11 protein-coding genes and 1 other RNA gene are annotated in these 16798 nt (G+C 44.0%); 10 read left to right on the top strand and 2 right to left on the bottom strand.

What is annotated here, in order from left to right; genetic code table 11:
• Positions 1-40: 40 nt before the first annotated feature.
• Positions 41-2731 (bottom strand): transglycosylase domain-containing protein, encoded by a 2691-nt coding sequence (locus tag ACTHPA_RS06315; protein ID WP_440499315.1) that lies wholly within the window; start codon positions 2729-2731, stop codon positions 41-43.
• Positions 2732-2757: 26 nt separating this feature from the next.
• Positions 2758-3366 (bottom strand): Holliday junction resolvase RecU, encoded by a 609-nt coding sequence (gene recU, locus ACTHPA_RS06310; RefSeq protein WP_440499314.1) that lies wholly within the window; start codon positions 3364-3366, stop codon positions 2758-2760.
• A gap of 172 nt (positions 3367-3538) precedes the next feature.
• Here recU and ACTHPA_RS06305 point away from each other — a divergent pair, with 172 nt between their 5' ends.
• From ACTHPA_RS06305 to ACTHPA_RS06260, 10 genes are all read left to right on the top strand, one after another.
• Positions 3539-3910 (top strand): YppE family protein, encoded by a 372-nt coding sequence (locus tag ACTHPA_RS06305; protein WP_440499313.1) that lies wholly within the window; start codon positions 3539-3541, stop codon positions 3908-3910.
• Entirely contained in the window at positions 3907-6186 is a 2280-nt protein-coding gene (locus ACTHPA_RS06300) for a DEAD/DEAH box helicase (RefSeq protein ID WP_440499312.1), read from the top strand. Before ACTHPA_RS06305 ends, ACTHPA_RS06300 begins: the two co-directional genes overlap by 4 nt.
• A complete protein-coding gene (locus ACTHPA_RS06295) occupies positions 6176-7441 on the top strand; it encodes a ribonuclease H-like domain-containing protein (protein ID WP_440499311.1) in 1266 nt (421 codons plus the stop codon). The genes ACTHPA_RS06300 and ACTHPA_RS06295 overlap by 11 nt, the downstream gene beginning before the upstream one ends.
• 98 nt (positions 7442-7539) lie before the next feature.
• Positions 7540-7836 carry a cell division regulator GpsB gene (gene gpsB / locus ACTHPA_RS06290; RefSeq protein WP_440499310.1) on the top strand — a complete coding sequence of 99 codons (297 nt, stop codon included), beginning with the start codon at positions 7540-7542 and terminating at the stop codon, positions 7834-7836.
• A gap of 75 nt (positions 7837-7911) precedes the next feature.
• Positions 7912-8310: RNase P RNA component class B (gene rnpB / locus ACTHPA_RS06285), an RNA gene on the top strand.
• Positions 8311-8452: 142 nt separating this feature from the next.
• Entirely contained in the window at positions 8453-9580 is a 1128-nt protein-coding gene (locus tag ACTHPA_RS06280) for a THUMP domain-containing class I SAM-dependent RNA methyltransferase (protein ID WP_440499309.1), read from the top strand.
• Positions 9581-9648: 68 nt separating this feature from the next.
• Positions 9649-11565, top strand: coding sequence for an ATP-dependent DNA helicase (locus ACTHPA_RS06275; protein WP_440499308.1), 1917 nt, complete (start codon positions 9649-9651; stop codon positions 11563-11565).
• Between the two features lie 163 nt (positions 11566-11728).
• Complete coding sequence (locus ACTHPA_RS06270) at positions 11729-15331, top strand: dynamin family protein (protein ID WP_440499307.1); 3603 nt, start codon at positions 11729-11731, stop codon at positions 15329-15331.
• 1 nt (position 15332) lies between these two features.
• A complete protein-coding gene (locus ACTHPA_RS06265) occupies positions 15333-16154 on the top strand; it encodes a sulfurtransferase (protein WP_440499306.1) in 822 nt (273 codons plus the stop codon).
• A 21-nt stretch (positions 16155-16175) separates the two neighbouring features.
• A complete protein-coding gene (locus ACTHPA_RS06260) occupies positions 16176-16772 on the top strand; it encodes a metallophosphoesterase family protein (protein ID WP_440499305.1) in 597 nt (198 codons plus the stop codon).
• Positions 16773-16798 lie beyond the last annotated feature (26 nt).

Genomic DNA, 16798 nt, shown 5'->3' with positions numbered 1-16798 from the left:
TCGGAAGGGAGTTAATCCCTTCCGACTTTTTACATATTACTTATCTGTTCCCGCCATCGTTGGTTCCGTCATCAGAGACATCATCTCCTCCGGAGCCCGAGTCCGTTGTATCATCTCCCGAACTTCCTGAACCGTCTCCGGTCGAATTATCGGAGTCTCCATTGTTTCCACCATTTCCATCATTGGTGCCATTGTTGTTATTGCCATTGTTACCATTATTACCATTGTTGTTATTACCGTTGTTGCCATTGTTCCAATTTCCGTTATTCGAATTTCCATTATTGTTGTTATTGTTTTCGCCGTTATTTTCTTCATCACTTCCGTCATCCATCCAAGAGTCATCTTCATTTTGTCCCTCAATCAATAGGGATGTGGAAGCTGCACTACTTTCAATGTCTCCCGAGGATGCTGTCACGTAGAAGATATACGTACGACCCATTTCAACTCCGGAGAACATCAACCCATGATCGGATGTCGTCTTCACGGCCTGCGGTTCGCCGCCGTCAACTGCAACAGAGACGTTGAATTGAATAGGTTCCGGAAGCACAAATGCATCTGGATCTTCATATGACCAATTCAGTGATATCGAGTTCGTCTCTGCATCATATTCTGCAGATAAGCCGCTAGGAGCTTCAAGTTCAGTAATCACTTCTTCATCCATTTCGGTTGGAACCGTTCCTCTAACGAATAATTCAGTGCTCTTTAACGCATCAGGAGTCGAATTGCTCGCAAGGATTGCCGGATTGGACCCTTTCACGATGACAGCTTCTTCAACTGAGCTCGGCTTTTTGAAATGAGGCGTATTCTTTCCGGCTACAAGATCGGTCATCACAGTCCTGAAAAGGATTTGCGGCACATAGCGACCTTTATCATATGTTGTAATCGGAGTTTTAAAATCTTTGTATCCGCCCCATGCAGAAATGGTATATTCCGTCGTATAGCCAGTGAACCAGCTATCCGGTACATCCGTACTTTTCATTCCTTTTTCTTGCATCGTTTTTGAATCATAGTTTGTCGTACCAGTCTTACCGGCCATATCCAGTCCTGATACGCCCGCCGTCTTACCAGTTCCGTAAGTAATGACATCACGTAATATATCCGTCACCATATAAGCCGTTGAATCTTTCATGACCGTCTTAGGATCCGGTGCCAAGTTACGCTCGGAGCCATCGCGGTAAACGATTTTCTTGACTGCATGCGGTTTTGTATAAATCCCGCCGTTGCCGAACGGAGCATAGGCGCCTGCCATTTGAATAGTGGAAAATTCAGCATCCCCTCCGCCAATAGCAAGCGTGGAAGTCATATCACCATATTCTAGACCAAGCTTTCCAGCAAATTCACGAGCCCGTTTTGTTCCAACTTCTTCAAATACTTTGACGGCTGGAATATTTCTAGAGCGGTACAAAGCTTCTCTAGCAGTAATCGGTCCCAAATATTTCCCGTCCACATTTCGAATCGATATGTCAGTGCCTTTGTATTTATATGGTTCGTCAACTACGATATGTGCAGTCGACCAGCTTTCATTTTCAATGATAGGACCGTAGGAAAGGATTGGTTTGATGACCGAGCCGGGCTGTCTGAGATTATCTCCAGAAGCGAAGTTCAAATTCCGTCCTGTGAAATTTCTCCCGCCACCGATTGCAACAATTTCTCCTGTCTTTGTGTCGAGCACGGTCATTCCTGCTTGCATTTCCTCTGACTCATAAATAGATGCATTGTTAATCGCCTTTTCAACAGATTGCTGAGCTTTTGGATCAAGGGAGGTTTGGATCGTTACACCTTCTGCCAAGATATCCATCATGCCTTCCGCTTCTAATTCATCCAATACGATGTCGACATACGCAAGATACTTCGAATCCTTGTTTTGTTGACGTTGATCTTCTGGAAGAAGTGTTTTAGTTACAGGGATGGCTTTCGCTTTTTCCATTTCGTCCTTCGTTATTTTTCCATGTTTGTACATTAGGCTAAGGACTGTATTCCGACGTTTTTCAGCCCGCTCCGGATTTTTAAACGGATTGTATCCGTTCGGAGATTGAGGCATCCCCGCCAATAGTGCCATTTCATGCAATTCAAGCTCATCCAGATCTTTACCGTAAAATTCTTTTGCGGCTGTCCCGATTCCGTAAATATTGCCTGACATAAGGATTTTATTGAAATACATCTCAAAGATTTGTTCTTTGTCATATTCTCTTTCTAATTTAAAAGCGAGCCATGCTTCTTGAGCTTTACGCTTCAATGTCTTTTCATCGGAAAGGAAAGAGTTCTTAATGACCTGCTGTGTAAGCGTTGATGCTCCTTGAGAACCGAAGCCGCTTTTAAAGTTTGCAAGCACTGCACCACCGAGTCGCCAGAAATCCATACCATGGTGTTTGTAGAATCGTACGTCCTCGGTTGCGAGAACAGCGGCTTCCATCTGTTCCGGAATTTGATCGTAAGGTACGAATTCCCGGTTTTCCGCACCGAATTTCATAAAGACATTGCCGTTTCGATCAGCTATATGGGACGTTAGCGGATCTTTCAATAAGCTTTCATCGAGGTCGGGTGCACTGCTTGCATAGAAAGCAAAAAGTCCCGCTCCGCCGATCAACATCGCAATACCAAGTGCAACTATCCCAAGAATGACTTTTTTAATGATATTGCCGCCGTTCTTTTTCTTTTTATTCTTCCCGCGCTTTTTTTCTGCCTCTAACTGCTGGCGTCGGGCTGCTCTTGATTTTGTCTGATCACTCATAAGTTTTCCTGCCTTTCAATCGTTTCTTATTCAGGTCTTTGCAAAATTGTGTCCAAGGCGGCTAAATAATCAAGCCGTGGATTAAAACTTGCTTTTATTTCTATGGATATCTCTTCCATTTCATTAAGTGTAATAGATTTTCTTCCTCCTGCTATCATTCTTTCCCACTTTTTTTCGAAGTACTCGTAGGGGATGATGAAATAGCGATCAAGAACGGCAAATTTCACTAATAGAAATGCGATTCCATCTTGCTCAGTCACTTTTTTCATATGCTCGACCTGATGCTCATGAATATTTTGCAACGGAAATGAAGTTGTATTCTTCGTCTCCTTTGCTTCAAAGTCAATATATTTCCCTTTCCAAACGCCATTATAGTCAGTCGTGGAAGGAGATCTGAAATATGCTTCGGTTATGACGGCTGCGCTTCTAGCAGGATATTTTACGTGTACGATTTGGATAGGGACCGGCTTCTTGTGGATGACTGCTTTATTGTTGGCCAAATAATACTCATTCGTTTCGTTCAACTCGTCCTCTAACGATTTTCCTCGATTACTGAACGATAAATTTTTTTTATTCACTCGGGCAGAGCGTTGTGCCGGAACATATTTTTTTCCGTTCGGATATCGAATTGTCATTCCTACCACCTCGCAGAACTATCATACCATAATGATTGGACGGATTATCGCTTTAAAAGTTGCGCGAAATTAGTGTTCAGATCATATTAAAGAATGCACGTTCGTTGAAGTTTGGTGTCTAGGTGCAGTTTTTGATAGACTATAGGAAAGACTTCGGAAAGGAAGAAATAACTTGGTAACCTTAATAGAGAAAACGGAACGGCTCCTTTCTGTATGTGAAGAGTGCTTGAATAGACTTCCCGCTATGCGAAAAGAGGATCGAGAGCCTGATTTTTTTACAGAAGTGAAACCTTATGCAGATATTAATCATAGATTGCTTGACGAATGGACTGAGGAAATTAGGCTCTTAATTCGAAATGAAAGGCCGAAATACATTCATCCTCATCAAATCGAATCATTGAACGAATCGATGAAGCAATTCATCGTACAATCTTTTTACCCGAAAACAGGAAAGAAACGGTTTATCCTTTCCATCAATTCTGCCACATACACATTGAAAACGGTGCTGGATGAATTGCGATCTAAAGGAGGGGGGCAAGGATGAAGAAGACAAGCGTCCGTGAAACGGTTGATCTCTTCTTATCCGATCCTGAACTGTCCTCCAATATTCGACATTATGAAAAAATTGAAGGGAAATCTGCCGAATATGCATCATTTCCAGAACGGCTTCATCCATCCATCGTCAAGGCGCTGGCAGACAAAGGGATTGAACGCTTATACAGTCACCAACGAGAGGCGTTCGATCTTGCGACGTCAGGAAATTCAATAACAGCTGTGACGCCGACTGCTTCTGGGAAATCATTATGCTATCATCTGCCCGTCCTGCAAAGTATTTTGGAGGACGATTCATCCCGTGCGCTGTATTTATTTCCAACAAAAGCTCTCGCACAAGACCAATTGGCGGATTTGCATGAGTTGATTGAAGCGAGCGGGGAGACAATCCTCAGCTATACGTATGATGGAGATACGGCACCTGGGCTGAGAACGAAAGTTCGTAAATCAGGACATATCGTTTTGACGAATCCCGATATGCTTCACTCGGGCATATTGCCTCACCATACAAAATGGGTATCTCTCTTCGAAAACTTGAAGTATATCATCATAGATGAATTGCATACGTATAAAGGGGTGTTCGGAAGCCACGTTGCCCATGTAATTAGAAGACTAAAGCGTATTTGCAATTATTATGGGTGCGATCCGATTTTCATCTGTACATCTGCGACAATTGCCAATCCGAAAGAGCTTGCCGAGACGTTGACAAACTCACCGATGCGTCTCATCTCGAAAAATGGCGCTCCTTCAGGCGTCAAGCATTTCATATTTTACAACCCGCCTATTGTCCATAAAACATTCGGCATCCGGCGAAGCGCAATCCTCGAAGTGAGGGATATCGCGTCGTTTTTGTACAGAGAAGGTGTCCAAACAATCATCTTTGCAAAAAGCAGGGTTCGCGTTGAAATGCTTGTTACGTATATGAAGGAATTGACGAAGAAAAAACTATTTGATCAGACAATCATGGGATACCGAGGCGGCTATTTGCCTTCGGAGCGTAGAAAAATTGAAAAAAGGCTGCGTGACGGGGAGATCAAAACTGTCGTGAGCACGAATGCGCTCGAACTCGGCATCGATATCGGCCAATTGCAAGCATGCATCATGACTGGCTATCCAGGTAATATCGCAAGCGCCTACCAACAAGCCGGACGAGCAGGAAGAAGGCAGGATGATGCATTGATCATTTATGTTGCGCAATCGATGGCGCTTGACCAATACATTATTCAGCATCCTGAATACTTGCTCGGCCAAACACCGGAAGAAGCGAGGATCCATCCTGATAATATGCTTATCCTCATGGATCATCTGAAATGCGCCTCATTTGAATTGCCGTTCACGATGTCGGAAACATACGGAGAATTCGAAGTTCAAGAGCTGCTCGCCTTTTTGGAAGCGGAAGGGGTGCTCGTCAAAACATCCGATAAATGGCATTGGATGACAGACAGATTCCCGGCAAGCGAAATCAGTCTACGTTCAGCCTCCCAAGAAAATGTCGTCATCATCGACAAGACGATTCCTAAAGGAACTGTCGTCATCGGAGAAATGGACCGCTACAGCGCAATGACGTTATTGCACGAAGAGGCGATCTACATCCACCAAGGCAAGCAATATCAAGTCGAAATGCTAGATTGGGATGAAAAAAAGGCATACGTCACGGAAGTCGATGTCGATTATTATACAGACGCTAATTTGGCTGTGGAATTAAAAGTTATTAGCGAAGATGAAAACAGCCAACTAGGGAAAGCGGAAGTAGCGTATGGAGATATTGCTGTTTTGGCGATCCCGACGATTTTTAAAAAAATTCGTTTCGATACGCATGATAATATCGGTTCCGGTCCAATTTCACTGCCTGCCGAGGAACTTCATACTTCATCCACTTGGTATTCATTTGACGCTCCGGATGGGTGGAAGGAATCCGAATTGACGGACGCGCTCACTGGTGCCGCTTACGCAATTCAATCATTTATTCCATTATTTGTCCGCTGTGACAGGACGGATATCCACGTCGTGCCACAAGTGAAGGCAATCCATACGGGGAAGCCGACAATTTTCATTTATGATAGTTATCCGGGCGGCATCGGTCTAAGCGAGAAGATTTATGGTCGGTGGGATGAACTCTTGCAAAAGGCGGCGGAGCATGTACGCGGTTGCCTTTGCGAAAACGGTTGTCCGGTCTGCATAGGAGCGCAAGAAGAAGGAATCCGGATGAAGAGAGATGTCATTTCCCTTTTGCATTCTCTCATTAGGGGGAAGAGCGATGTCTTATGAAGCTAAAATGATGGCAATGAAGAAGCTTCTGAAAAAGAAAGCTCCTCAAGTCGAAGCAATAACCCCAGCTCCGAAACGTGAAACCCCTCCGTCTCCTTCTTACGAGAAAAGATGGCTTTCGGCCGGATTGACGAAAGAGGAGAACGAATACGGCGTCGTGTATAAACGGACGGTTGTCTATAAACCAAATCATCAGCATGGGAACTATTCGCTTTCCGGATTGTTGGACACAGTGGAAAGATGGCGTAAATCAGAGGAAATTCATCCTCTTGCTCCTGACTTTACAAAACCGCTCGTCTTTTTCGATACGGAGACGACCGGCTTAAAAGGTACCGGCACACTTATATTTTTAATGGGATTCATTGAATATACGGAAGAGGCGTTTACTTTAACGCAATATGTGTTGCCGGGGCCGGATCATGAAGCCGCATTCCTTTATGCTACAAATCTATGGAAAACACCGATGTCGATCGTCATGTACAACGGAAAAAGCTTTGATATGCCACAAGTGCAAACGAGATGGACGATGAATCGAAATGTGCTCCCGCAGTTACTGAAGCATACTGAAATTGATTTGCTGCACGGATCGAAAAGAATCTGGAAAAATGAAATGGATACATTCAAATTGACTGCAGTCGAGGAGGAACAGCTCGGTTTTTTCCGTGAAGGCGATATTCCCGGACATATGGCGCCGATCATTTATCAGGACGCGGTTAAAAATGGTCGTGCCGAAATATTGATGAAAGTCCTTTTGCATAATGAATGGGATATCCTATCGCTTGTCACCTTGTATATCCGGTCAACGGATCTTCTTTTGCAAGGCGACGTGCTATCATCTGCAAACGCGCAAACGAATATCGGAAAATGGTATACAGACTTGAAATCGTTTAGCCGCAGCAAAGATATACTTATGGATGTCATCGAGGAATATGGTGTGGAAGAGCCGAAAGCGCATTTTCATATCGGATTCCTTCTTAAAAAAGAAGGGCGTCATTCAGATGCAATTGACTCATTTGAAATTGCCTCAGCAGGATTGGCAGGAAGAGAAAAAATCATTGCCTTTGAGGAATTGGCGAAGCTGTTTGAGCATAAATTGAAGGAGCCAGAAAAGGCACTTCATTACACAAAAGAAGCGATACGTCATTTGCGGCAAGACCCGGACATAACGAATCGATTCAAAGTCCGGATGGGAAATGTATTCAATCACCGGGAAATGAGATTGAGGAAGAAGCTATTTCCCGGGGAAGCGCACTAACCGACAAAATCTTGCGCGCCAACCGAAATAGAAAGACAAAGTTGTACAAAATATGCTATACTTGCGACATGTAAACATAGATGGAAGGGCGTCATTTCATGGAAATAAAACTTGATTCTAAGACGATTCTTGAGAAAGAGTTTAAAACGGGTTTACGAGGATATAATCAAGAAGACGTAGATCTTTTCCTGGATCAGGTTATTCAGGATTATGAAGCTTTCAAAAAAACAATTTCAGAATTGCGAATGGAAAACGAGAAGCTGAAAGATGAGCTAGCATCAGCAGCGAAACGACCAGTTGCAACGAATGCCAATACAACAAACTTCGATCTGTTAAAACGGATTTCCAATTTGGAGAAACATGTATTCGGCAGCAAGTTGTACGACCACGAATAATTTGGACAATCGACGGCATAAAGAAATCCGTTGATTTTTGTCGAAAATTGCAGTATACTATTGTAACCATAGTGTGAATTCAGGTAATCGCTGCAACGTCAAGTTGTAGAGGAAAGTCCATGCTCGCACGGTTCTGAGATGACCGTAGTGTCCGTGCTCGGCGAAAAAATAAGCCGGGGCAGTGCGCATAGCGCATTGACGGCGGGGATAAATCCTAAGTGTGCTTTTGCACATATGGATGAGGTCCCCTGAAAAGTGCCACAGTGACGTAGCTGATTCGGAAACGGGTCAGATGGAACGCGGTAAACCCCACGAGCGAGAAACCCAAATTATGGTAGGGGCACTCTTCTGAAGGAATCAAACTGATGAAGGGACAGACACCTTCTTTTGATGGGTCTGTAGATAGATGATTACCACCCTAAGTACGAGGCGCAAGCCGTTTGAGTACACGGGAACAAAACATGGCTTATCGAATTTACGATGGTTCCACATAACAATCAATGCTCTCCTTATTCGTTTGGAGAGCATTTCTATGTTATCGGGATAAAAATTATACGAACTGACACTATAAGAATGAATACATAAAAGATGTAATTAGAATTGGAGTTGGAAATGCATGGCAAACTATAAATTGGTCGCTACATCCGCTATGGGGCTTGAATCAATTGTTGCGGATGAAGTGAAAGACCTCGGCTTCGAAACAAAAACCGACAACGGAAAAATCTACTTTGAAGGCGACGAAAATGCAATCGCCAAAACAAACATGTGGCTCCGAGTCGCGGACCGCGTCCGGATCATCGTCGGTGAATTCACCGCCACCACATTCGACGAACTTTTTGAACAAACAAAATCCCTGCCGTGGGAACAATACTTACCAGTCGATGCAAAATTCCCTGTCGCAGGGAAATCAGTCAAATCGACCTTGTACAGCACACCTGACTGTCAAGCAATCGTCAAGAAGGCAATTGTAGAACGTATGAAATCCGCTTATAACCGGATCGGCTTTTTAGACGAAACTGGTCCGTTGTTCAAGCTCGAAGTATCCATCTTAAAAGATAAAGTAACCTTAACCATCGATTCGAGCGGGGCCGGTTTGCATAAACGAGGCTACCGTGTCGGCCAAGGTGATGCACCACTTAAAGAAACGATGGCAGCTGCACTCGTCAAATTGACACGATGGAACCCCGATCGACCGTTTGTTGATCCGTTTTGCGGCTCTGGCACAATTGCGATCGAAGCGGCAATGATTGGTCAACAAATCGCGCCGGGCTATAACCGTGATTTCAGCAGTGAGGAATGGCCATGGATCGATCAAGCGATATGGGACCGTATAAGGGAAGAAGCGGAAGACGTCGCAAAATATGATCAGCCGCTTGACATTACAGGCTTTGACGTCGATCCGAAAATGATCAAGATTGCCCAGCAAAACGCAGTTGAAGCGGGATTTATGGATTTAATTAAGTTTGAGCAACGTGATGTCAAGGATTTGACTGTTGAAGGTTTGAACGGCGTGCTCGTCGGCAATCCTCCTTATGGGGAGCGATTGGGTGAAATTGAAGAGGCTGAGGAACTTGCTCGTGTTATCGGGCATATAATGGATAGGTATCCGTCATGGTCCGTTTACATGCTTTCCTCCCTTGAAAACTTTGAGACGATGTACGGGAAAAAAGCGACGAAGAAACGAAAGCTGTTCAATGGTTTTATTAGAACAGATTTTTATCAATATTGGGGTCAACGAAAATAAGTGATCAGATTAAACGGAAGAGGCCTGCCTCTTCCGTTTCCATGTGCGAAAAAGAAAGGGGAGCGCAAATGAAAAGGAAAATGCCATTTTCATTAACAAAAGAAAAATCATTCTATGAATCCTTGAATGACTGGATTGGCGATACATTATATGATGATTTGACCGAAAAGGGATTCGAATGCAGAGACGAACAAATCTATATGGCATTTCAAATTGAACAAGCGCTGAAAGAGAAAAAAGTCCTTCTTGCAGAGGCAGGCGTCGGAACAGGGAAGACGATTGCCTATTTATTGCCGGCTATCGCATATGCAAGATATACGGGGAAGCCAGCCCTTATTTCCTGTGCGGATGAAACGTTAATCGACCAGCTCGTAAAAGAGGAAGGCGATATCCGCAAAATTAGTGATGCATTGCAAATCGATATTGACGTCCGTCTCGCAAAAGCGCGGAATCAATATTTATGCTTGAAAAGATTGGATGAAGCTGTTGACGCTTCGATGGATGATTATGCCGAAACCGTGCATAGCGGATTACCTGATTTCGTTAACGGCAATTTGTCGCTGCAATCGATTTTCCCATACGGAGAACGGTCAGACTATCCTCATTTGAACGACGACCAATGGAAAACGATGAATTTCCATCCTGTTCAGCAATGCGCAGCCTGTGATGTCCGAAATCGATGCGGACAGACGATCCATCGGAATCATTATAGGGAAGCGGCAGATTTGATCATTTGCTCACATGATTTCTATATGGAACATATTTGGACGAAGGAATCGAGAAAGCGACAAGGTCAAATGCCATTGCTTCCTGACGTATCGATGATTGTTTTCGACGAAGGCCATCTGCTCGAATATTCCGCCCAACGCGCCCTCACGTATGAAGTTCAAAATCACACACTTCTCACCTTGATGGAGCGTGTCATGGTTGACGGGGTACGGGAAGAGACGTTGCAATTGATGGAACGGTTAATCGATGTCCATGAAGATTTCTTTCGACTTTTGCGATCCGCAACGAAAGAGAGCGGGGATGAAAGGAAAGCAATTAGGAAAAACGGGGAAATCCTTTCTGTTGGAAGGGAAGCGGTCTCCATTTCAACCGCCCTGCTGGAAGAGTTCGTGTTTGAGGGCGAATTATTTATTATTCCAGAATATGATTTGAAAATGGTCGAGGAATATTTGGAGCAATATATATACTCGATGGAATTATTTGTTTCCGAAAATGACGCTGTCGACTGGCTGCAAGATAGCAAAGACGGAATGACACTCACGATTATGCCGCGGCTTGTCACAGATATTTTAAAAGAAAAGCTGTTTTCATCTAACATACCGATCGTCTTCTCTTCGGCCACACTTTCGGTCGAACAGGATTTTTCGTATATATTGGATAGTCTCGGGATTGACGATTTCCTTTCATTTTCAGTAGAATCTCCTTTTGACTATGAGGAGATGATGGAAGTCATCGCCGCTGATATCGATGAGGGAGAAAAGCCGAAGTATGTACTTAATTTGCTGAAGGATGATGAGCAGACATTGCTGCTGTTCAAATCAGAACAGTCGATGAAAAGATTCCAGACAGAGCTGAATGAAGAGCAAAGAAAAGTAATCGCTTTTGAAGGGGAACGGGAATTATCCTCTATCATTCGTGATTTCCAGCAGAAAGAAGTTTCTGTCCTTTGTTCCTATCACTTATGGGAAGGTCTCGATATCCCTCAAGACGCACTTACTCGGGTGATCATCTATGATCTGCCATTCCCTCCACATGATCCTTTATTCGATGCGCGTAGGAAGCATGCAGAAAATCCGTTTGATGAAGTGGATTTGCCATTCATGCTTCTCCGCCTACGACAAGGAGCCGGACGTCTCATTCGGACTTCGCAAGATTCCGGAACTGTCCACGTCCTGATGGAAGGTGAAGAACAAGAAATGAAAGATAGGATTGCCGGAATCTTTCCGGTGGATATCCAGACTTTCGTGAAGAAATGAGTTCTAAAAGCTGTCTTTATATCCGAGGGAACTCGTGTAAAGACAGCTTTTCCTATTCATGGATAAAAAGGATTGCAAACGCAAACTTCGAATTTTCAATCAAAGTCGTTCAGTTAAGAAAAATGGTATAGTAGATAGAGAATGTTAGGAAGGATCGAATATTATGTTTACTACTGATATGTTAGAACGAACAGCTATTTACGGTCATTTATTTAACAAGAATCATGATGAGGAACGTGTAAGGAAAGCAGCTTCATTAGCTAAGAAATTAATGGATGAGGAGTTCGTCATAGGATTTGCCGGCCATTTCTCAGCTGGGAAATCCTCGATGATCAACGCGTTGACTGGCGAGGATTTTTTGCCGACTAGTCCAATTCCTACGAGCGCCAATATCGTCAAGGTGAAGAAGGCTGATGAAGAGTTTGCCATCATCCATCGGACCGATGGCTCGCTCATCAAATATAAAGGTCACGGCTTCTTTGATGCAATCAAGTCTTTCAGTAAAGACGGTGCGGAAATTTCTCTTATTGAAATCGGACATCCTGGATCCAAACTATCGGAAGCGATAACGGTCATGGATACGCCAGGAGTTGACTCGACTGATGATGCGCATCGCTTGTCGACGGAATCGGCACTTCATTTAGCTGATCTCGTTTTTTACACGATGGACTACAATCATGTCCAGTCGGAACTGAACTTCAAATTCACGAAAGAATTATTGCGATATAATGCCAACGTTTATCTGATTATTAATCAAATTGACAAGCATCGGGAAAGTGAATTGCCTTTCGAAGACTTCAAGAAATCAGTTGAAGACTCCTTCAAACTCTGGGGCGTTGAGCCAAAAGGAATTTTTTATACTTCTTTGAAAGCCAAAGACCTCCCGTTCAATGATTTTGAAAAAGTGAAGGGGATCGTTGAAGGCTCGATTGTAAATTGGAAAGATCATTTTTTGGAAAACGCAGAACAATCGTTGTTGAAATTAAAAGAAGAACATATGAATTTCTTGGAAAGTGAGAAAGCGGACTGCAAATCGGCGTATGCAGAAATCGTCACAGACGATGAGTGGAATGAATACGAAGATCTCTCTTTAGAATTGAGCGAGTTGAAGAAGCGAGCGTCTCTTCTTTCGGGAGATGAGTTTTACGCTACATTTGAAAGAGAACGAAATGAATTGCTGCGCAATGCATCGGTCAGTCCATTTGAAACGCGTGAGCTTTTGAAAGAATACTTGGAGTCGAAGTCCCCGAGATTCAAGGTAGGCTTATTATTTGGGGCGAAAAAGACTGCGGAGGAAAAGGCAAGAAGAAAAGAATCCCTAGCTTCCAACTTGTCAAATCTAATACATACACAAATCGAAGTGCATTTGAAAGCGCTTATGAAAAAAACGCTCAAAGATGCTGGACTCATGAACGATGAGCGGTCCATTGGTATTGATGAAATGAATATGTCAGTTCCTTTTGAGGAAATTGACGCACAATTGAACGTTTCGGATGTCGTGACGGGTGAAACCGTATTGAATATGACAGAGCAAATGAAAACAGCTATCCAACAAGTATTCCGCAAACTGACAGACGATTGGAAACAAGAAATGTCGACAATTGCCGCTTCAGCAGGAAATGAACAATCAGGACCGCTTCTTCAAACGATTCAAACGCTTGAACAAAAGCTGGCAGCCATTGCGCAGGTGAATGAAATCGATCACAAAAAATCCGAATTCATCTCCAGTCTCGCCACGCCAACTGCAAGTGTGAAAACGTCCGGCGAAACATTGCTGCGTCAGTGGGAAATGAAATCAGATATTGAAACAGTGGAACTTGATGGACTGGAAACGGCTGCAGACGAGATGGTTGTTGAAGTCGTTGAACAAGCTCAAGAAAGCGACATTGATGCGTCTGCGAAAGGTCTTGATGCAAATAGCATCATAGATCAAGCGCTTCATATTGCGCAATCAGTAATGAATATTCCTGGTTTTGCGGAGACTGCCGAGTATTTGCGGAACAAAGCAGATCGCCTTTCTCACCAGGAATTCACTGTCGCCTTATTTGGGGCGTTCAGCGCCGGAAAATCATCCTTCTCTAATGCGTTGATTGGCGATCGCGTTCTGCCGGTTTCTCCTAACCCAACGACTGCTGCCATCAATCGAATTAGACCGCTGTCAGCCGATAAAGAAGATCGAACAGCAGACGTACATTTGAAAACAGTAGATCAGATGACCGGCGATGTTGCATTTTCATTCGAAGCGCTCGGCATGCCTGTTTCAACTTTGGAAGAAGCGTTCCAAAAAGCGGGGGATGTTCTAGGGAAAGAGCTAGAAGACGAAAGCCTCCATATTCATAAAACATTCATCCGTGCCTTCAAGACGGGCTACCCAGTTTATAAGGAGAGTCTTGGAACAGTCATGAATGTTGATCAAACCGAGTTCACACGATTCGTGGCCGAAGAGGAACGCAGCTGTTTCGTCGATTCCATCGATTTGTATATTGATTGTCCGTTGACGAGGCAAGGCATTACACTCGTCGATACGCCGGGGGCGGACTCGATCAATGCTCGGCATACCGATGTTGCATTCGAATATATAAGGAATGCGGATGCCATTCTTTTTATTACTTATTATAATCACGCCTTCGCGCGAGCCGACCGTGAATTTTTGATCCAGCTTGGCCGCGTGAAAGACGCTTTTGAATTGGATAAAATGTTCTTTATCGTCAATGCGATCGATTTGGCAAACAATGCGGAAGAAGCGGAAACAGTTCTTTCATTCGTCGAACAGGAATTGGCTGCTTTCGGCATCCGTCATCCACGAGTCCATGGCATCTCTAGCTTGCAAGCGTTGGATGCGAAGCTAGATGGTCGTCACGATAGCTCCATGAAAGCATTTGAACAGCACTTCAGCCATTTCTTAAAAAATGATTTGAAAGGTCTCGCCGTTCAAGCGTTGGAAGAAGAGGTTGCTAAAACGGTCAATCGTCTTGCGATTTTGATTGAACGAACAGAATTGAACAGGTCACGCAAGGCGGAACGAATGGTCGAGCTTGATCGCTTTGAACAGGAAGTGCGGGCTCGCTTCGCAAACGGTTTTGCTGAAGTGATCCGCAAAGCTTCCTTCAATGAATTGAATGAATTGGTCTATTATATTTTACAGCGGGTATTCCTTCGTTTTGGAGACTTCTTCAAGGAAGGCTATAGCCCTTCAACGTTTGCCAATCATTCGGCTGACAGAGCGTTAACTTTGGCGCTCGCTGAAACTGTTCAGATGGTAGGCTTCGATTTGACGCAAGAGTTGAAAGTGACCAATTTACGTATGCTGAATTTTATGAATAAATTATTGAAAGAGCGGGAGCGTTCCGAAATGCGGTTCCTCGCTGAGAAGGATAGCTCCATTTCACCTTCCCCGTATGAAGCGGAAGACGCTGAGATGCTATCGTTCCCTGTACCTTTCGAAAATCCGGCTGTGTATAAAGATGTCAACCGTTCATTCAAAAACCAGAAATCGTTTTTCGAAAAAGGAGATCGTCTCGTTTTGAAAGACAAGCTGGAAGAACGGTTAAAACAAGACGCCTCGATCTATTTAGGCAAAGAAAAGGAACGGATAGAATTTTGGTCTGAGCAGTGGGTCGAAGCGGAGGCGGAAGGACTGCGTCTTCATCTATTGAAGCAAAGCATTCAGCAAATCGAGTCCGAACGATCCCTTCTGCAAGATATGGATCAATTAGAAGAATGGCGAGCAATTCATAAGAAAATCCAATTGAAGGAGCTGGATTGAAATGAGTGAAGTATTCAAATCGGTCAAAGACGTGGATGTTCAAACTATAAAATGGATAGATGCCCGTTTTTCGTTGCAGGACGTTAAAGCAGGGAGAAAAAATTACGAAAAAGGGCATATTAAAGGAGCGCTGTACTGGGATCTCGAGGCTGACCTTTCTGATATGTCGAAGAAAACAGGACGGCATCCATTGCCAGATAAAGAAACATTGACTGCGTTATTCCGAAAAAGCGGTCTTGAGCTCCATGATCGGATAATCATCTATGACGACGGAGGCAGCCCTTTTGCGGCGAGAGCTTGGTGGATCCTCCAATACGGCGGTTTTAAAAATTCCATCATCTCATTGGAAGGATATGAAGAGCTAGTGGCAATCGGCATCCCAACTTCCGACGACGAGGAAGTCGCAGAACAATCCAATGTCGATCCTGTCTGGGATGAAACAATTTACGCTCCTCGTGAATTCGTCGAGAAGACGGTAGAAGGGGGAACGGGAAATGTGTTGCTTGATGCGCGTTCGGCTGAACGGTATCGTGGGGAAGTTGAACCGATTGACAGAATCGCAGGACATATTCCGGGGGCTCGTAATTTCGACTGGGAACAGCTGAAAAAAGATGGCTCTTTCAATTTACATGACGAAGTTGGAAAGCGACTTTCACAAGTTGTGACGCATGATGACGATGTCGTCGTCTATTGCGGCAGCGGCGTAACGGCCGCTCCGTTATTTGCGATGCTGAAACAAAATGGATTTGAGAACGTCAAACTATACGTCGGAAGTTATAGCGACTGGATTTCAAGGGAAACTATCGAAGTGGAAAAAGGGTGACCCGAAGGTAGAGGTGTAAATATGAAATATGCGATTATAGGGGATATTCATTCCTCTAAAGGAGATTTGGAGGCCGTCCTCTCCCATATCAAAGAACAGGCGCCCGAGGCTGTACTAATCGGAACCGGGGATCTGTTCGAATGTATAATTAGCAAGCGTAATGTGAACGAGCGCACGTATAGCAAGCTTGAAGAAGTCATGCTTATACCTGATGATTTTGTTGAGTTGTTGAACTTCCCATCAGTAAAAGGGAACCAAGAAGAACGTATTTTACTCATTACGGAAACGGATGATTCATTATACGGAATTCTTTCAGCTATGCCCGAAAAAATTGAACTTGGTGCAGCTGAAGTGATTCATGGTCATCAATGGCAGTGGGGTGGCGAACCGTGGTCACTATTAGAAGCGGATGTGTCGAAAAACGTGACGTTCTACGGTCATAGTCACCATTCGGGCTTACGACGTAACGGGAGCGGGGAAGTGGCCGTCCAATTCAATCATCCATACGATGTGAAAGACGGCCAGACGCTAGTCAATGTCGGTGCTGTCGTGTTCGATAAAGAATGGGTGCTGTATGACGATGAGTTGGATACCGTAACATTTATGAAAGCGAAGTAGGGTAGGAGCGTTTGCTATCATGCAAA

Origin of the sequence: Sporosarcina sp. SAFN-015 (genome assembly GCF_051966875.1) — a bacterium.
Lineage (GTDB): Bacteria > Bacillota > Bacilli > Bacillales_A > Planococcaceae > Sporosarcina.
Note: the sequence above shows the minus strand (reverse complement) of the source record. Positions and strands in the feature narration are given on the sequence as shown.